Raw genomic sequence first — 18,823 nt, forward strand, 5'->3', positions numbered from 1 at the left:
GATTGTTGTTAAGAAATAAGCATTAAAAAAGCGTTTTAACCGTTTTAATAAACCGGTATAAACGCTTTTTTCTTTTTACTGCATTGTATCATACAGATCAAAAAGTCTTTTTACCTTCAAGTACTGCAATTCTATTTTCAATGGATGGATGTGTTGAGAAAAATGAGTCTCCTTTATTGAAAATAAAGGCTGCTTTACGATAAGCACGTCCCGTTGAACCATCTTCAAAATTTTCAGTATCATGCTGTGCTGAAATTTTCTTTAATGCATTAATCATTGCTTGATTATCTTGAGTTAAATCAACCGCCGCCGCATCCGCCATATATTCACGAGTGCGGGATAAATAGAAATAGAGCACTTGCGTAATAATCGGTAAAACAATGTTTAACACAATTAAAATTAATCGCGCTTTGCTAGCAGCATCATTACTTTTACCGCCTCGATTACCAGAGGCAATATACAAGCGACTACCAAAGATATTTGTTACTGTCAGAATAACGTTGGCTAAGATGCCAACATATAACGTTAGTCGTGAATCACCATGAATAATATGACCTGTTTCATGGGCTAATACTGCTTGCACTTCTTGGCGATTAAGGCGGTTTAATAAGCCAGTGGTTACACCAATAAAGGCATTTTTCTCAGACCAGCCGGCTGCAAAGGCATTAGCTTCAGGTGTATCAAGAATATAGAGCTTAGGAATATAGCCCAGCGTGGCACTTAAACTCAGTTCTTCCACAATATTGAGCAGTTGGCGTTCTTGTGCATTTAATGTTTCATCTGGGCTAATTAATTTGGCATTCATTCCTGTCAGCATGATTTTGTGCCCTTTAAAATGAATAAAAAGAAGCAATAAAATCGAGATGGCTAAAATAATGAGTGACGCAATGGGGATAGATTGGAAAGTCAGAAATGCCAACATATTATCAGTGAGATCTAAATAGGGATTTGCGCCAATAGCGGTATCCACCAGCAAACCAATCAGCAGCATTAAAAGTAAATAAGTTGCTATAACAAAACGCGTTCGAATAGCATTTTTTCGTAGAACATTTCTGAAATCCATTAGTGACTCCAAACAGCACCGCTAAGTGCTGTTTTTATCAATCAAGAAGGAATAAGTATCTTTTTATTACTCTAAAGATTAATCGAAATTAATGCGACGCGCTTCTTCTGCTTTAATGGTTCCTTCATCAAGACGCCAGTATTCTTTATCAATCACTAAGCTTGGGAAAATCTTGACAATAAACACCGCAGGAATAGAAGCAATAAAAGCGCGATATTGTTCTAAAGTACGGTTATAACCGCGTTTTGCAAAAGAGAGTTTATTTTCTGTTGAAACAATCTCTTCTTGTAAATTTGCCATAATGGTGTCGGATTTTAATTCAGGGTAATTTTCAACCGCAACATTAATTGCACCACTTGAAACAATTTTTGATAATTCGTCTTCAGCTGCTTTGGCTTCTTTGCCATTGGCACTTTGAGTCTGTGTTCTTAATTCAGTAATTTTAGTAAATACGTCAGATTCATGGCTGAGATATTTTTTTACTGTGGCTAATAAGCTATCAAAGACTTTACCACGACGATCTAATTGTACTGAAATTTCGGTTTCACTTGAGATAACAGCTTCACGCATAGAAATAATACGGTTGTAATAATAAAAAATAAGGCCCAATAACGCGATGGTAATAATTAATCCAGTCATGGTGAAGTGCTCTCTTTTCTAATTGTAAACAGGAAATTGTGTTAAATCTTTAATGTTAATTTTGCCTATTATTGATAAATATAGCTAGATGATTATTTCATCAAAAACAAAAAGAACATGAATAAAGTAAAATTAATGATATTGGTTGAGATAAAAAAATACCCCGAATAAATTCGGGGCAAAATTAAAGGTAATGCTAGGGTAAATAAAAATATCAAGTGAAACATAGGGGATGAATCTGAGTTAAATAATTGTGTTAACGAGACTATTTAACTCAGAAGTAAAACATTTAGAACCAAGGTGCTTGCGCCATTACATTGCCGTAAAACAGCATTCTTCCTGTGATTTCACCACTAAATAACATCAAAATAGCGATGAGAGAGAGTGAAGTTTTGGTAAATGACGTGCTGTGAGACAACGTAATAATGCAGATACCCATAATCAGACTAGCAATCACTTGCCACCATAATAATAGGCTTGCAACATCAGCACCGAGCACTTGTGTTCTCATAACCAAGCCGACGAGAACTAATAATGCACCGATTAACGTTCCTATTTTTAATGAATTACTAATGGTTTTACCTTGTAAGCGTAACCAAGGGATCATCGAGCCAAAACCAAGCAATAACGCTGTGCCAATAAAACTAATTTGTGTTGCTGGTGTATGCCAAAGAGGATGAGCCTGCATTTGGTAATAGATTTGTGCTGTAATCAAAATAACAGGTAAACCAATAACGCCACAAAACAACCCAAACAGACTATTACGGCGAATAGCATGAGGTTGTAGCCAACTGGCTAGCGCCCATAATGAAATTAAGCCATTTAGCATCACAAAGGCAATCGCTTCGCGACTTAACCAAGAATGCGCAATACCTAATACAGAACGATAAGCACCTAGCGGATCACCTAAGTGCCCCATCGACATTGATGAACCTACAACTTCAATCAGCCAAATTAGTGCAATGGTTGTTCGTAATGCTTTGGTGCTTAACATCGCACCGTTTTGGGTTTGGTTTTGCCATTGATACAGTGAAAGTGCCAAAACAGCACCTATCCCCCATTGACTCATAACCGTAAACAGGACTAACGGCAGTTGATAATCATGCATGATTAATCCTCCATACCAATAATGACAATATTAGGATTACTAATGGTGTGATCTGGTACACCATAGCGTTTTTCTAATAAAGCCCAATTTGTCGTGTGTTTTTTACGCAGATCTTCAATTTCACCAAACTCAATAGCGCCAGTAGGGCAAGATTCAACACAACGGGGTTTTAGGCCTTCATCAAGTCTATCCGCACACATATTGCATTTACTGGTTTTTCCTTCTACTGGATCGTAAACCGGAGCGTTATAAGGACACGCCATGATGCACATTTGACAACCGATACATTTGTCATGATCTTGCACAACAATGCCGTCTTCACGTTTAGTATAAGTGTCAGCAGGGCAAACTTTTAGACACTGTGGATCGTCACAATGGTTACAAGACATGGTAATGAAAGCTTGTGCATTGGGTTGGTCTTCGTTGAATTCACGAACTCGGCGCCACAATACACCTGGAGGTGTGGCGTTTTCAGACTTACAGGCCATCGAGCAAGTTCGGCAACCATAACAATCTTTGGTATTTATTAGAAAACCATACTGTTTCTTCGCCATGATCATGCCTCCCGTCTTACGTTAACTAAGGTGCTATTACAGCAATGACCATTACCTAAAGGTTCAACGTGATCATTGGTGACATGGCTACTGCTTCCGCCTTGTTGTTCCCACCATCCATTATCTAATGAAACAACTCCTTGCTTAATATGCGTGGTCACAACGGCAATCGCACGGTGCTCTCCTCGATCATTAAATGCAATAGCCCATTCACCGTCTTTGATTCCTCTGGCTAAGGCATCATTAGGATGGATAAGAATATTAGGTTGATTACGCTGTACTTCTAAGATCCACTCATTCATACCATGGCTAGAGTGAACACTACGAGCGAGTTTGCGTTGCACTGCCATTAGTGGGTATTTTTTAGCAAGTTCAGGTGAGCCTTTTGTCGATTCTTTTACGGGATAATAGGTGACAACAGGAGAGAAGTTTTTATCCTGCCACTCTTCAATAAAAAAGTGTGCTTTTTTCGTTGAAGTACGGAAAATGCCATCTTTAAAGGGGATCCAGTCGCCTTCAACTGGACGCACTGGGCCTTTTTCTAACATTTCACGCGTAATGCCGGAGCCTTTAAGACAAGCATCAATATAGTGTTCAATAGGTTGGTTAAACACGTCACCAAAGCCAAAACGTTCAGCGAGACGAGCAAAGATCCAATAATCAGGTTTTGCTTCTCCTGGTGGCTCAACCGCTTTTTCCATTAATTGTACATATTGACTACGAACACCTGCCATTAAACTGGTATCTTCAAAAATAGTGGTAACAGGGAGTACAAGATCGGCATAAAGAGCAGTGGATGACATCAAGTTATCAGCGACAACCACAAAAGGTACTTTTTTCAGTGCATTACGCACCATATTAGTATTAGGAAGTTGCGTCATCACACCCATGGTCATGATCCACCAGAAATTAATTGGGTGTGGCCTTTCATTGACAATCCAATCACCTACTTTTGCAACAGGGATAGGTTTGATGGGTTTTGCATTAGGTGCTGGTGGAATAATTGGACTAAATTTCGCCATTTGTCGAGCACCACCAGCATCACAAATTCCAGCGCCTTTTTTACCGATATTGCCAGTTAATAATGCAAGATAAAATTGGCTAGCAGCAACATAAGCACCAAATTCAGTGCGTTGAGCGCCGGACATATTTTGCACAATCATAGCAGGTTTGGTGGTGGCATAATCACGCGCTAAACGAATAATAGTTTCTTTCGGGATATCCGTTTCTTGGCTGGTTTTTTCGACAGTCCAAGGTTGTGCTTGTTGATAAATTTGCTCAAAGACAGTCACATAATCAGCATTAGCAGGTAGTTCATCATGAGTTAACGCAGGAACAATATTCGGAGTCTCATGGTGAACCAGTTGCTGGCTTAAAGTATCAAAAACTAGATAACTATCTTTATCATCATCAGATTGGCGTAATAGTTTTTGTTGTGAGTTAACAAGGTAAACGGCACCTGTATGCGCACGCAAAAAAGGCTTATCAGTGAGATTTTCTTCAATGATAATTTTGATCATACCTAACGCAAGTGCCGTATCAGTACCGGGAACGATAGGGATCCACTCATCGGCTTTAGCTGCAGTTTCATTGAAGCGAGGATCAATAACCACCATTCTGGCGCCATTTCGGCGAGCTTGGTTGTAGTTTTTAAAATACGCTTGCATAGTAACTGCGGGGTTATTTCCCCAACAGAGAATATAGCGACTATCCTTTACTGTATCTCGAGTATCGGCATAGCGTAGACCCACCATTGGGATCATTGCCGCGGTTACCGCTGAGCAACAAAGAGAGCCAGCTTGTTTTGTTGAACCGCCTAAGTAATCGAAAAAGGCTTTACCCATATCATTTTTAATTGAGTCCATATTGCCTGCATGAGTGGAGATAAATAATCCCTCATTACCAAACTTATCAATGGTTTCTCTAATATTCTTTTCAATGAGATCGAGCGCTTCATTCCAACTAATAGGTTTGAACTCCGCTTTTCCTTTTTCACCCACACGCAATAAAGGTGTGGTTAAACGATCTTTATGGTATACCCACTTAGTTCGACTCATACCTCGTAAACAGCATTTCACATTAAAGCCTTCAGTGGCTTCAACTTTGATAAGTTGCCCCTTATGTGTAAAAGCTGTTAGGTTACAGTGCAAACATTCCATCGCACAGGTTGAACGAAAGGTTTTATATTCGGATAATTTTATCCGTGGTTTCTGGTTAAATATGGGTTTATTTTCATTAACTAGACTGAACGCGTTAGGAGAAAGAGCTGCCACGCCAATGGCACCCATTCCTTTTAACAACGTTCTTCTATTTAATTCCCACTTTTGATTTTTAGACATAGACATTCTCACGCACAAGAAAAGTTAACTATATATAAACTCAATTCATATATGGTTAACCTTGAGGTAGATCATCTAAAAATAGACAAAGAAAATAATCGACAGAAAATGGCTAAAAAGTCACATTTAAAATAAGGTTTTAGTGAAATAAACTAGTAAAAATGACAAAAAAAGAATAATGGGATATCGTCATAAAATAAAGTAAATAACGAATAGGTGTAGGAAAAATAAATGCAGAATTCTCAAGGAGTTAACTCGGTTGATATCGCTATTACCATTCTCGAATTTATTGCATCGAATGGAGGTATCGCCCGATCGTCAGATATTGCAAAAGCCTGTTCACTTTCAAAAAGTCGCTTACATAAGTATTTAGTTTCACTTTGTCGCTCTGAAATGTTGTACCAAGAGAGTGGCGGAAGTCAGTATTGCTTGGGGAGTAAAATTCTCTTTTTAGCGCAGGCGACACCAAAGCCACAATCCTTTGTAGACGAAATTAATCAATTATTATGTGAGTTTAGAGATGAACATAATATGTCCACAGGATTGGTGATTGCACAAGGTAACCAGCTTTTTCTAACACGGTATAATCGTAGTTTTAAACATGTGGATATTGATTTTTTACCTGATACACCAGTGCCTTATAAAATTAGTGCGGCTGGCTCTATTTTTGCTGTTTTTAGTGATTTAGAGATAGATGCAGGTTTATCAGAAAAACAGAAGAATACTATTCGCCAACAAGGTTTTGCTATTCGTCATGAACCAGCTGAAGGTATTCCTGGTGCACAATCCATTTCATGCCCAGTGTTTAGTAAAAAAGGAAATATGGTCGCTGCGGTATTAACAATGGGTTTTATTGAGCCTGAGAGGCAAATAGAACTTGGTAATGCATTAAAAGCAAAAATGACATCTTTTTCACATTAGTTAAATAAAATCATGCTATTAGGCACTTTGCTTTGCCTGCCAAAGTGCCTAATATGCAGAGAAGAATTAATCAAATAGCCCTTTTGCAAGGGTATCACCTTGGTGTGAAATTCCGGGTAATACAAAGTAGTATCCACCGCCAAAAGGCTTGATATAGCGCTCTAAGGGTTCACCGTCTAAGCGTTTTTGGGTATCAATAAAGCCTTTTTTAAGGTTATTTTGAAACGAGATAAAAATCAGTCCCATATCTAGTTGACCAGAAGGTGTTAAACCTAATGAATAGCTGTAACTGCGTCGGCGTAGTTTTGCACTGTAACGCTCTGGATTTCTTGGTTCAGCTCTTCGCATATGAGAATCAAACAGCACTCGGTCGCCATGAGGATCTTTTTCAAACTGTGGATCGTCCATCTCTTGCTTCATACCTATTGGGGCACCTGTTGATCGATGACGACCAAAGTTATTCTCTTGATCTTCAAGAGGTGTTCTATCCCAAAATTCCAATGCAAACCGAATTAGACGCACTGCTTGATAGCTTCCACCTAAACACCATTGTGGCTCTTTTTGTTCTTGCGTGATCCAGACTAGCGAGTCCATCAGGCTATTATCAGATGAAGGCGCGTTGCCTGAACCATCTTTAAAGCCAAAAAGGTTAATCGGTGTTTGGTGATTATCAATATCGCGAGCAGGAAGAAAACCATCAATTTTCCACACAGCATAAACTTGACCAGAAAGATATTTTAAAATATCTCTTAACGCATAAATGATGCTTTCTTGGCTATTAGCACAAAACTGGAGTAGAACATCGCCACCACACCATTTTGGATCTAATCGGTCATTAGGAAAGGGCTTCATAGGTTCTAAGCGTTTGGGTTTTTTAGGTTGGAAACCAAAACGATTATCAAAAAAGCTATCACCTAATGCGACAGTGACGGTTAATTCATCTGGGTGTAATTGAGTGCCCAGAATACCAGATTCAGCAGGAGGAAGATGTGGGTTTGCTCTCTGCTCTAGTTCACGAGGTTGTGTTAAAAACGCAATTCGTTGTGTCAGAGTTGCGAATATTTTTTTCACTTCATCAACAGTAGTGACAGTTAGATTAAGAGCAATAAATGAGGCGTGTTTTTGTTCTGGAGTAATAACACCTGCTTGGTGTTTGCCTAAATAAGCAATTGCACGTTGATAACGAGGCACAGATGAAGCACTTTGTTTTGGTTGTGCATTAGCCCCTATACTGGCGAGTAATAAGCTCCCACCTAACCATTTTAACGTTGTACGTTTATCAAGGTTAACAGGGCTTTTTAATAACGGTTTAAAGAGAGTTTTATTTTTCATCACGTGCTTCTTTATAGTGATAGTAAACATCAATATCGAGCGTGCTACGTAAATTCGCCACTTGCTCTGCTAATTGTGTTACTTGAGAGAAAAGCCAGCTTTTTTCTGTTTCAGGAAGCGCATTTAAAGGTTGGAATAAACCTTCATCACGCTGATATTTTAAAAGCAGAGCACCAATATCATTATATTGCTTGATCAGAGATTGATATTCAGTAGGGGGAATATGCTCGGATAAGATCTCCACAATTAAGCGTGATCCAGATAAATTTGCATAACTATCACCTAGATCGCTATTTGAATATCGGTTTTCAATCCCTGCTAATTTGTCCGTTAAAATAAACTCCAAGCTATCACCCGCAGATTGGACTAATTTAGGAATGGGGATATCTTCAATAGCTAAACGTTTTTTTAGATCACTAATGCCTCTTAATAGCACTTTTGCGGACTCTGTCGCTTTTTGCGTATCTTTTAATTTAAAGAGTTGATATTCAACTAAATGAAACCCTGAAAAACGAGGTGAGTTTTCTCTTTCAAGAAAGAAATCAGCTCGGTTATTTAATAAACGTTCGCTTGATCCAAAAAGTGCAATAATAGGGCGAATAACTTCATAGTGATAATGTGCTTGTTGATATGCATTTTGAGCATTAATAAGCTGATTTTTTCGCTATTAATGATTAATTTATTGAGTGCTTTTTCAACTTGGGTTAATTGCTCAACGGCCTTTTCTCGGTACTTTAAAATATCCGTTTTAAATTTTTCAGGGGTAGGAATATCCCCTTTTGCAACGATGATATTCTCGCTATCCTGAATAATTCCTTGAATGATTTTTTCAGCATAAATAGGCAGAGAAAACAGCAAAATAAAGAAAAAAATAGCAATATTTTTACTTTTAAATTTTGTGTTATTTCGCATGCTGAGTACCTCGCTTAAATAACAGTGCAACAATCACCCAATAGATAATAAATGTCACCACACTTAAACCAATGGGTTGAGAGCGATAAGCGAAGAATGAGACTAAGAAATTACCAAAGACACTTGAGTCATCCAGAATATGGCTGATATCCCAAAGCGGATATATCAAGAAATCAGGGAATTCAAAATCCATTTCAATGAGTAGATTTGCAATTTCTTCTACGGCTTTTAAGAGCAAAGAAACGGCAAGGAATAGCAGTAAAAATCCCGTTACAGTAAAGAAATAACGCCATGAAATAACTTTTGACGTCAGTAAAAATAACCATAGAGTGAATGCTGCGACAAGTAAGCCAATAAAGACTTCGATAAAGAAAGGCAGTGCTGTTTGTGCATTGAGAGCCATAATATGGCTAGAGAGGAAGACAACGACTTCACTACCTTCTCTGGCAATTGCAATGGCAATAATTAGTAAAATACCCCATGCACTTTGTTGTTGTGTTTTTTGTGTGAGTTCATTTTCTATGTTGGTTTTTAATGACTTTCCTTGCCCATTCATCCAATAAACCATTTGAACAATAAGTATACAGGCGAGGATCTCCATTGCGATCATAAATAGAGATTGCCACATATCTTCGAGTGAACTAAATACACCATAAATGCTCAGAGCCAAGATAACAGCAAGAAATAGTCCAAATATAACGCCACTCCACAAGTATTTCATACCTTGTTTTGGCGCTGGAGAGCGTTTTATCCAAGCATAAATAATGCCAATTACCAGTAATGCTTCAAAACTTTCTCGCCAAACAACAAACAGAACTTGTCCCATATTTACTCTGCCTTTTCAGTTGCAACAATTTCACCTTGAGGGTGAGAAAGATGAAAATCATCAAAGAAGGTGTAACGACCCGGTTTTAGTGGTGCTATCACAACGACAGAATTAGCGCCAGGTGCTAATACTTTTTCTTTACGTAACTGTGTACTTTCAAATTCAACAGGGCTGGTGCCTGTATTACGGATTTTTATTCTAATGGGGGTTTTGGCAGGTACTTCGAGCACTTGAGGAATAAGTTCACCATCTTTCATTTCTAATTCAACGGTGTATTTCTCTGCAGCAAAAACAGAGCTTGTTATCATTAATAGCAGTAATAACGTGTATTTATAGAGATGTTTCATCATCAGCGTTTCACTTAAAAAAGAGAAAAAGGATAAACCCAATATTGTTGGGCTTATCCGTTATCAAGCTAATTAATAACTACCTTTACGACCTGTGCCGCTATAGGTGAAATCCCATGAAACTTCAAAGGGTTCAAACCAAGGCGCAACACCCGTTTCTTTGTCGATATGGCGACCAAATGTAATATCTTTATTGTATGAAGGTGGGTAAATCTTATAAGTGACATTATATTGACCATTACCATCGAGTTTCAGATTCTCGCCATAGTGAGGGCCATCATTAGCCACCATTGCCATAAAAATGCCTTGTTGTTTTTTCGCTGGCGCATCTGATTTTGTCACGGTGTATTCAACAGTGAGGTAAGGGATCCAGTCACCTTCCGCGAAGCCATTAGGATTATCTTCTGTAGCATGGATATCGGCTTCTAAATGGATATCGGCTTTATCAGCTGCAAGATGGTTCATCGCATGATGACCTTCTTCGGTATCCATAGTGATAGGTTGAAGGTAAACCCCCTGAATTTCCATGCCATTTTTAATAATAGGATGGCCTACAGGGTACTCTAGAGCAAAAGCCGAGGTTGAGAGAAATGATAATGCAGTAAGAGAGAGTGCATAGCGATATTTCATGTTTAACCCTTATTTCAAATGATAATTGTTATTATTCTTAATTAGGTTAACACAATTTGTATTAGAAATAGGAGATAATCTATACGAAAAATATCGCTTAAGTTTACGAAAGAAACAGTGAAAAATGTATTAACATTTTCTTTTATAAAAGAAAAAAATTTGTTGGTTTAAAGAGAAAGGGTAAATAGAATTGATAATTCTAAGTGATAATGCCTATGAGGAACATCAAATTAAGAGTGATAAATGGAAACCTTATTTATCTTAATAAGAAGATAAACAGAAGATTTCCATACCAAGAATATTAAATTTGGCTTTGAGCACTCCAAAATTGTTTGGACTGTGTCAGCGCGATAGCAGAAACTTGCTCTTCATTAGGGGGTAAAAAAAATGCAGGTGTCACTTTTAGCTCTTGAGCAATATGAAAGAGCATATCAACATCAATTTTACATAGCCCATTCTCATATCGTGAAAATTGTTGTTGGCTAATACCCACTCGTTCAGCGACAATCTTTGCTGATAAGCGAAGTTGCTGGCGTTGTTTACGAATTTTATGCCCAATAATTTGAGAAATGGGATAAATCTTTGACATTAGTGACCTCATTCTTCCTATCAACCACCAATAATATTCAATAATTCGAATATCAAGTTTCTGAGATGGATCTTCAAAGTAAACAAGCACTCCGGCTTGAATGAGTAAAATCCATTCTATAGTGTTATCGGTTAATGGGATGAATTATTTATACCCGTCAGGCTATAAGATGATATTAATTTTTATTAAACTATTTTGATATCCTTCTTTTTTCTAGCAGGATAATCGAGAAAAATTTGATAAACAGTGCTATATATTGCCTAAACACCATTTTATCCATTATTTGCACTCGCATTTATGATTAATAAAGAGTAAATAATGAGGCTATAACAAAAATGATAAAGCCCTCTTTGACTGTGTTTATACTCGAAAATACCATTTATATTTTTTATGATGGGTTATTTTTGAGTTTTTTTTTATTTGAACCAAATTTTCCTTTTTAAATAGCACTAAAGCTACGTACCTCTTTTTACTTTATTGAAATTAATAAAATTACATTCACTTCCAATACTCTATGGCGTTAAGATTGTTATCTATAATACTTAGGTAGATTATGAGTATTACTGGTAATTATCTATTTATCGTCAAGGTCGAGATTATGAATGTAAAAGATATCATTCGTCATGAACCATTTGGAACATTGCTAGGTTATGCGCCTGGCGGTGTCGCGATTTACTCTTCAGATTACAGTAGTATCGATAAAGAAGACTATGCCGCTAATGATTCATTCCGTAGCTATATTGGCAATGAATATATGGGGCACAAGTGGCAGTGTGTTGAGTTTGCTCGTCGTTTCCTTTATCTGCATTACGGCGCTGTATTTACTGATGTAGGAATGGCTTATGAGATTTTCTCATTGCGTTTTTTACGTAAAACCATTGATGACGATATATTACCTCTCCAAGCATTTGCTAATGGTGGTAAGCAGGCACCAGCGGTTGGTGCCTTACTGATTTGGCAAGAAGGTGGTGAGTTTAAAGTGACCGGTCATGTTGCTGTGATCACCGAAGTGCTTGAAGATAAAATCCGTATTGCAGAACAAAACGTTATCCATACTAGATTACCCGCAGGCCAGCAATGGACACGAGAATTACCGCTTCTCATCAGTGATAACGGCTACTTTGTTCAAGATACTTTTGATAACACAACGCTTTTAGGTTGGATGATCCAAACGGAACCTAATGCTTATAGTCTTCCTCAGCCTAAAATCACACCTAAACTGTTAAATATTCATGCTGAAAAACTTGAAAATAAAGGTCAATTCGATGGGAAATGGTTAGATGAAAACTCACCTCTAGAAAAAGCCTATGTTCTAGCGCAACACGGTCATATCATCAATCAAAACAGCTACGAATACTTCACCATTTCAGAAAGCGCCGAACAAGAACTTATTCGAGCAAGCAATGAGATGCATTTGATGTATTTGCATGCGACCGAAAAAGTATTAAAAGACGATAATTTATTACGTTTGTTCGATATCCCTGACGTGTTATGGCCTCGTATTCGTTTGTCATGGCAAAACAGGCGCCATCAAATGATCACGGGACGATTAGATTTTTGTATGGATGAACGTGGTGTCAAAGTATATGAATATAATGCGGACTCCGCCTCTTGCCACACAGAAGCAGGCTTAATTATTGAAAAATGGGCGCAACAAAGTGGAATTAAAGAAGGTTTTAATCCTGGTGAGCGCTTACTTGATGCATTAGCTGATGCTTGGAAACACAGTGATGCGAAACCTTTTGTGCATATTCTTCAAGATGATGATAGTGAAGAAGATTACCATGCACTCTTTATGCAACAATCACTGACCCAAGCCGGTTATGAGAGCAAAATTCTACGTGGATTAGATGAACTTCATTGGAATAATCGTGGTCAATTAATTGATGCAGATAAACGTGTTGTTGAATGTGTCTGGAAAACATGGGCTTGGGAAACGGCTTTAGATCAACTCAGAGAAGAGAGTGAACAACAAGCACTTATTCCTATACGTACAGGACATCCTGAAGGAGAAGTACGTTTAGTCGATGTACTTTTGCGTCCTGAAATTACGGTTTTTGAGCCTCTTTGGACACTTATTCCTAGTAATAAAGCAATTTTACCAGTTTTATGGCAACTGTTCCCTGATAATCCTTATTTACTAGATACGGATTTTAAAGTGACTCCTCATCTTGCACAAAGTGGTTATGCAGTTAAACCGATAGCAGGTCGTTGTGGCAGTAACATTGGTCTAGTTGATCATAAAGAAAATGTGTTAGATAAAACCCACGGTCAATTTGATCACCAAGAAAATATTTATCAGGAATTATGGTGTTTACCAAAAGTAGCAAATCGTTATATTCAAGTTTGCACATTTACTGTTGGTGGTCATTACGGCGGTTGTTGCTTACGTTCTGATCCTACGCTGGTAATTAAAAAAGAGAGTGATATAGAACCGTTGATCGTGATTGAAGATAAACACTTTTTAGTAAAATAAGACAACAATACCTTGGTATTAATAATAGCCCGCCTTATTGGCGGGTTTGTTTTAAATAGCAGTCGATGTTGAGGTGAATAATAAAAATGATGAAAACATTCTTAACCCTTGATGAGTTATTGGCATCACTTTCAACACTTGAGTCAAATGAATGGATATATACTGAGATTTCAATGTGGAATAGTCATCCAGAACAGGCCGTTTTTTATTATATTCCTTGGGATTACATCCAAGAATTACCGGATGATGAGATTTATCTTGATGACGAAAAAATGGAAATGCCAAAAGCTGTTGAAGATAAAAATTTACGTGGCTGGATGGTGATTTGTGATTTGGCATTATTTTATCAAACTCAACAAGTTGAACAAAAAACCTTACAGTGGATCATTGAAGAAATTAACTATTATCGTGAGTATGATGCTTTTCGGTGTTTGAGTTAGATGTTGCTTATTAGCAATAAAGATTAAATAATTAGCTATAATATATTGATAACTAATGATTTTATTTGTAATTTCTTTAATAAAGAATGTTTTCGATGTTAGGCCAATCATCAGCATAATGATCTGTCATTAATAAAAAACACTCAGCAATAGCTCGATTGAGTGATGTGTGTTCAACCGTGTCATTTTCTACTGAAGTGACAGACCACACTTTGTTCTCTTTGTGATAAGTGCATGACATTTCGCAATCTTCTAATAAAGAGAGTGTATCATCAGCATTTTTGAGTAAATCAAATAGTGCGCCATCGGGATCTAAAGAGCTCCAAACTTTTTCGGTTTCTGTATCAAATTCGATTTCATAACCATAACGACGATAGATAGCCGTTAGGTTTATTTGAAAATCGGTGTAGTGACTATAACGATGAATAGGGGGCTGATAGGTATCTGGCTCTTGGGCTTTTCGATTATTTTTATAGTCTTGGATTTGTTTTTCTCGAGTTTGAGCTCGTTGATAGCCTTCGTTGCCAAATTCTAAAATACGTGCTTTGCGATAAACGTCACTAAAATCTAGTACTGCAGCACCGTAATAAAGCCCTTCATCTGTTTTCACATCCAATAAGTCAACTAAGATATAACGTTTATTCTCAGTGAGTTGTTCTTTATTTAAGATGGTTAAACCAGCATATTCTGCAATAGCGACTATCTGTTGTGTTGAAAATGTCATCTCTTTCATTGGGTTCTCCTTAAGAAATTACATGCTTTCCTTGATCTGTTTTTTCAACCACTGAATGAAAAGCTGTACTTTGGCATTATTCTTTTCATTTCGAGTGACAAGGTAATAACGCTGAGCACAAAAAAGTTCGCTATTATCAAAAGGGATAATTAATTCTTTATTGGCCAGCTGTTTCTGCACTAAACGCTTTCTTCCCATTGCGACACCCGAGTGATTAACGGCAGCAATCACAGCAAGATCAGAACGGTCAAAACAGATATTACTGCGATTAGGGAAAAGTGAAAGCCCCATATATTCGCTCCAAGCTCGCCATTCATCAAAATCAGAGTTGTTACTCCATGCTTGTCTATCATGTAGCAATGTGCAATTAGAGAGATGATGAATATTGTTTATAAGCTCATGTTTTTTGGCGTATTCAGGACTGCATACCGGAATAATCGATTCTGAAATTAAGTCTTCGCAATAAAGATTTTGTAGTTGTTTATCATCAAAATAGATTGCGAGATCAATACCATAGCCTCGAAAATTAATATCATCATTTCCTGTGAGCAGATTTAATTCAATGGATGGGTAACGTTCAGTAAAATCTGAAATACGAGGAACTAACCAACATTGAGCAATGGAAGGACGTGAATAAACGGTAAGCACACCAGATATTTCTTGGTTATGGATATCTAAAATTTCTTGGTTAATGTCTTCTAACGTTTTTTTAAGTGCCCAATAAATGCGTTCACCTTCTTCTGTTAGTTCAATTCGGCGATGAAAGCGGTCAAATAGCTTAATACCTAATTCTTCTTCTAGTGTATTAATACGATGGCTAATAGCACTGGGAGTTAATGACAGCTCCTCTGCTGCTAAAGCAAATGAAAGGTGACGACCGGTTGCTTCAAAAGTGTGAAGTCTGGCTAATTGATAACTGGATAATCGTTTATTTCTTAAAATCACGCTAGAAGATTCAAACATTCTTTTATTCTCATTTTATTGTTGATAGTAACGTTAGTTAACAATCAAGGTAATGTTAAGATGAAATACCATGCTATCACTCATCAAAATGTGATTATTTGTGCTTGAGATCACTTATTTGAGTTAATTGAATTCATCTTAGTGTAAATTTTCATCATTTGTAAGTGCCGAATGATTAATATTCAATATGTTTAACAATAAATAAAAGATTTGGGATGGATATATGGATTCAACATTATGGGTACTAGGTACTCTTATAATTAGTATCTTGCTCATTGTTTTTACTATAATAAAACTTAAGTTTCACCCGTTTCTAGCCTTACTGTTGGCCAGCTTCTTTGTCGGTACTGCAATGAAGATGAACCCTTTAGAAATGGTGAATGCGATTGAAAATGGTATTGGCGGTACACTCGGATTTTTAGCAGCAATTATCGGTTTAGGTACTATTCTTGGTAAAATGATGGAAATATCAGGTGCCGCAGAACGCATCGGTATTACATTGCAAAAGTGTCGTTGGTTATCTCCAGACGTTATTATGGTATTAGTTGGTCTTATTTGTGGTATTACACTTTTTGTTGAAGTTGGTGTGGTATTGCTTATTCCACTTGCTTTCTCTATTGCGAAAAAAACAAATACATCATTATTAAAATTAGCCATCCCTTTATGTACAGCATTAATGGCTGTTCATTGCATTGTTCCTCCTCATCCAGCCGCACTGTTTGTTACTAATGAATTGGGCGCAGATATGGGAACCGTGATTGTTGCAGGTCTTGCTGTTGGTTTAGCTGCTTCATTAGTCGGTGGCCCGTTATTCTTAAAAGTATTAGGTGAGCGTTTGCCGTTTAAAACCGTACCTGAAGAATTTTCAGATATGGAAGTTCGTGAAGAAAAAGATTTACCTTCACTCGGCGCTACTCTTTTTACAGTATTATTGCCAATTGTTCTGATGCTGATAAAAACAGCTGCAGAATTAAATATGACAAAAGGTACTTCGCTTTATACTGCATTACAGTTTATTGGTAACCCAATTACTGCGATGTTTATTGCTGCTTTTGTCGCTTATTATGTTTTAGGTATTCGCCGTAATATGGGCATGAATATCTTATTGAAGAAAACAGAAGATAGTTTTAGCTCTATTGCCAATATCTTATTAATCATTGGTGCTGGTGGTGCTTTTAATGGCATCCTAAAAGGCAGTGGTTTAAGTGAATCTTTAGCATTAATTCTTTCTAACTTGGACATGCATCCTATTTTATTGGCTTGGTTGGTCGCCATTATTCTTCATGCTGCTGTTGGTTCTGCAACGGTTGCAATGATGGGGGCTACTGCAATTGTTGCACCATTAATGCCTTTATACCCAGACATTAGCCCTGAAATTATTACCTTAGCGATTGGTTCAGGTGCTATTGGTTGTACCATCGTCACAGACTCACTGTTTTGGTTAGTGAAACAGTATTGTAATGCAACTTTAAGTGAAACTTTTCGTTTTTACAGTGTCGCGACCTTTATTGCCTCCTTTGTCGCATTAGGCGGTACATTTATGCTTTCTTTTGTCATATAAAAGAGAACGACTATGAGCCATATAGATATAAATAAACTAATAAGTAATTTTCCACTAGTTCGTGACTTAGTGGACTTAAAAGAAGTGGTTTGGTTTAACCCAAAAGTGACCACCACTGACCAGGGACTTCCATATGTTGGTTTAACGCAAGATGACGTAATTGATGCACAAGCACGGTTACAACGTTTTGCACCTTATTTAGCTAAAGCATTTCCAGAAACAGCGGTTACTCAAGGAATTATCGAATCAGAAGTGGTTGATATTCCTAAGATGAAAGTTGCTCTTGAAAAGCGTTATAACACAACCATTAGCGGTCAGTTGCGTTTGAAAAAGGATAGCCATTTACCGATTTCAGGTTCAATTAAAGCGCGAGGTGGAATTTATGAAGTATTAACGCACGCGGAGAAATTGGCAATAAACGCAGGATTACTGAGTACAGATGATAATTATGAAAAATTATTCTCTGATGAATTCCGTAAATTCTTTAGCCAATACAGTATCGCAGTTGGTTCAACAGGCAACTTAGGTATGTCTATTGGGATCATGAGTGCGAAATTAGGCTTTAGTGTAAGCGTTCATATGTCTGCTGATGCACGTCAGTGGAAAAAAGACAAATTACGTTCCCATGGCGTTAATGTTGTTGAATATGAACAAGATTACAGTATTGCTGTAGAAGAAGGTCGTAAACAAGCAGAAAAAGATCCTAACTGTTTCTTTATTGATGATGAAAACTCAAAAACCTTATTCTTGGGTTATGCCGTTGCCGGATTACGTTTGAAACGTCAATTTGAAGAACAAGGTGTTCGTGTTGATAGTGAACATCCTCTGTTTGTTTATCTGCCTTGTGGTGTTGGTGGTGGTCCTGGTGGTGTTGCGTTTGGGCTAAAGCTGGCATTTGGTGATGCTGTGCACTGTTTATTTGCTGAGCCAACACATTCACCTTGTATGTTATTGGGGGTTTATACCCAGTTACATGAAGGTATTTCAGTACAAGAAATTGGTATCGACAACGTGACTGCTGCTGATGGTCTGGCTGTTGGTCGCGCATCAGGCTTCGTGGGGCGTGCAATGGAGCGCTTAATTGATGGTTATTACACTATTGATGATCAAGAGCTTTATGACTTGCTAAGTCTGTTAAATAAAGAAGAAGGAATTAAGTTAGAACCTTCGGCATTAGCTGGAATGGCAGGAGCTGTACATGTCACTCAAGCTAAAGATTATCTGCAAGGTTTATCACTAGACAGTCAAAAAATGCAAAATGCAACGCATTTAGTATGGGCTACAGGTGGTGGTATGGTTCCTGCAGATGAAATGCAAAAATATCTCGCTCAAGGAAAATAGAGCGTAGATCCGGGACGATAAGGTTTGTTTTTTATCGTTCCATATAAAA

19 protein-coding genes are annotated in these 18,823 nt (G+C 37.5%); 5 read left to right on the forward strand and 14 right to left on the reverse strand.

All coding sequences use genetic code 11. The annotated features are described in order from the left end of the window. Positions 1-97: 97 nt before the first annotated feature. The 5 genes from htpX to LW139_RS04015 form a co-directional block, all read right to left on the reverse strand. Entirely contained in the window at positions 98-1,063 is a 966-nt protein-coding gene (gene htpX / locus LW139_RS03995) for a zinc metalloprotease HtpX (RefSeq protein WP_247850640.1), read from the reverse strand. 78 nt (positions 1,064-1,141) lie between these two features. Then, the gene (locus tag LW139_RS04000) at positions 1,142-1,702 is read right to left on the reverse strand and encodes a LemA family protein (protein ID WP_109407944.1); all 561 of its coding nucleotides are present in this window, start codon (positions 1,700-1,702) and stop codon (positions 1,142-1,144) included. 289 nt (positions 1,703-1,991) lie between these two features. Next, on the reverse strand, positions 1,992-2,810 hold the full coding sequence (locus tag LW139_RS04005; protein WP_247850641.1) for a dimethyl sulfoxide reductase anchor subunit family protein: 819 nt from the start codon (positions 2,808-2,810) through the stop codon (positions 1,992-1,994). 2 nt (positions 2,811-2,812) lie between these two features. After that, positions 2,813-3,364 (reverse strand): 4Fe-4S dicluster domain-containing protein, encoded by a 552-nt coding sequence (locus LW139_RS04010; protein WP_166539519.1) that lies wholly within the window; start codon positions 3,362-3,364, stop codon positions 2,813-2,815. Positions 3,365-3,366: 2 nt separating this feature from the next. Then, positions 3,367-5,703, reverse strand: coding sequence for a molybdopterin-containing oxidoreductase family protein (locus LW139_RS04015; protein ID WP_166539520.1), 2,337 nt, complete (start codon positions 5,701-5,703; stop codon positions 3,367-3,369). Positions 5,704-5,934: 231 nt separating this feature from the next. On the opposite strand from LW139_RS04015, the gene LW139_RS04020 reads away from it, so the two are divergent. Next, positions 5,935-6,624 (forward strand): IclR family transcriptional regulator, encoded by a 690-nt coding sequence (locus tag LW139_RS04020; protein ID WP_166539521.1) that lies wholly within the window; start codon positions 5,935-5,937, stop codon positions 6,622-6,624. Positions 6,625-6,690: 66 nt separating this feature from the next. On the opposite strand, the gene efeB is transcribed toward LW139_RS04020, so the two are convergent. From efeB to LW139_RS04055, 7 genes are all read right to left on the reverse strand, one after another. Beyond that, entirely contained in the window at positions 6,691-7,956 is a 1,266-nt protein-coding gene (gene efeB / locus LW139_RS04025; RefSeq protein ID WP_227336459.1) for an iron uptake transporter deferrochelatase/peroxidase subunit, read from the reverse strand. Continuing rightward, positions 7,946-8,605, reverse strand: a complete 660-nt coding sequence (locus LW139_RS04030) for an EfeM/EfeO family lipoprotein (protein WP_348983686.1) — start codon at positions 8,603-8,605, stop codon at positions 7,946-7,948. Before LW139_RS04030 ends, efeB begins: the two co-directional genes overlap by 11 nt. Next, positions 8,512-8,868: a hypothetical protein gene (locus LW139_RS04035; RefSeq protein ID WP_247850643.1), complete on the reverse strand. Its 357-nt coding sequence runs from the start codon at positions 8,866-8,868 to the stop codon at positions 8,512-8,514. Before LW139_RS04035 ends, LW139_RS04030 begins: the two co-directional genes overlap by 94 nt. Then, complete coding sequence (locus LW139_RS04040; protein ID WP_247850644.1) at positions 8,858-9,694, reverse strand: FTR1 family iron permease; 837 nt, start codon at positions 9,692-9,694, stop codon at positions 8,858-8,860. Before LW139_RS04040 ends, LW139_RS04035 begins: the two co-directional genes overlap by 11 nt. A 2-nt stretch (positions 9,695-9,696) precedes the next feature. Continuing rightward, positions 9,697-10,044 carry a cupredoxin domain-containing protein gene (locus LW139_RS04045; RefSeq protein ID WP_109407937.1) on the reverse strand — a complete coding sequence of 116 codons (348 nt, stop codon included), beginning with the start codon at positions 10,042-10,044 and terminating at the stop codon, positions 9,697-9,699. Between the two features lie 69 nt (positions 10,045-10,113). Next, positions 10,114-10,671, reverse strand: coding sequence for an iron transporter (locus tag LW139_RS04050; RefSeq protein WP_247850645.1), 558 nt, complete (start codon positions 10,669-10,671; stop codon positions 10,114-10,116). A 301-nt stretch (positions 10,672-10,972) separates the two neighbouring features. Continuing rightward, positions 10,973-11,260 carry a helix-turn-helix domain-containing protein gene (locus LW139_RS04055; protein WP_247850646.1) on the reverse strand — a complete coding sequence of 96 codons (288 nt, stop codon included), beginning with the start codon at positions 11,258-11,260 and terminating at the stop codon, positions 10,973-10,975. Positions 11,261-11,858: 598 nt separating this feature from the next. Between LW139_RS04055 and gss the strand changes: the two genes are divergently transcribed. Further along, positions 11,859-13,736 carry a bifunctional glutathionylspermidine amidase/synthase gene (gene gss, locus LW139_RS04060; protein ID WP_166539525.1) on the forward strand — a complete coding sequence of 626 codons (1,878 nt, stop codon included), beginning with the start codon at positions 11,859-11,861 and terminating at the stop codon, positions 13,734-13,736. Between the two features lie 86 nt (positions 13,737-13,822). After that, entirely contained in the window at positions 13,823-14,176 is a 354-nt protein-coding gene (locus LW139_RS04065; protein ID WP_166539526.1) for a hypothetical protein, read from the forward strand. A 76-nt stretch (positions 14,177-14,252) separates the two neighbouring features. On the opposite strand, the gene LW139_RS04070 is transcribed toward LW139_RS04065, so the two are convergent. Together LW139_RS04070 and dsdC are read right to left on the reverse strand one after the other, a co-directional pair. Further along, positions 14,253-14,909, reverse strand: a complete 657-nt coding sequence (locus tag LW139_RS04070) for a hypothetical protein (protein WP_166539527.1) — start codon at positions 14,907-14,909, stop codon at positions 14,253-14,255. 18 nt (positions 14,910-14,927) lie between these two features. Then, positions 14,928-15,872: a DNA-binding transcriptional regulator DsdC gene (gene dsdC, locus LW139_RS04075; RefSeq protein WP_109407933.1), complete on the reverse strand. Its 945-nt coding sequence runs from the start codon at positions 15,870-15,872 to the stop codon at positions 14,928-14,930. Between the two features lie 223 nt (positions 15,873-16,095). Here dsdC and dsdX point away from each other — a divergent pair, with 223 nt between their 5' ends. Then, positions 16,096-17,433, forward strand: coding sequence for a D-serine transporter DsdX (gene dsdX / locus LW139_RS04080; protein ID WP_109407932.1), 1,338 nt, complete (start codon positions 16,096-16,098; stop codon positions 17,431-17,433). Positions 17,434-17,445: 12 nt separating this feature from the next. Further along, positions 17,446-18,774, forward strand: coding sequence for a D-serine ammonia-lyase (locus LW139_RS04085; protein ID WP_109407931.1), 1,329 nt, complete (start codon positions 17,446-17,448; stop codon positions 18,772-18,774). The last annotated feature ends 49 nt before the right edge of the window (positions 18,775-18,823 follow it).

The organism is Proteus vulgaris (assembly GCF_023100685.1).
Classification (GTDB): domain Bacteria; phylum Pseudomonadota; class Gammaproteobacteria; order Enterobacterales; family Enterobacteriaceae; genus Proteus.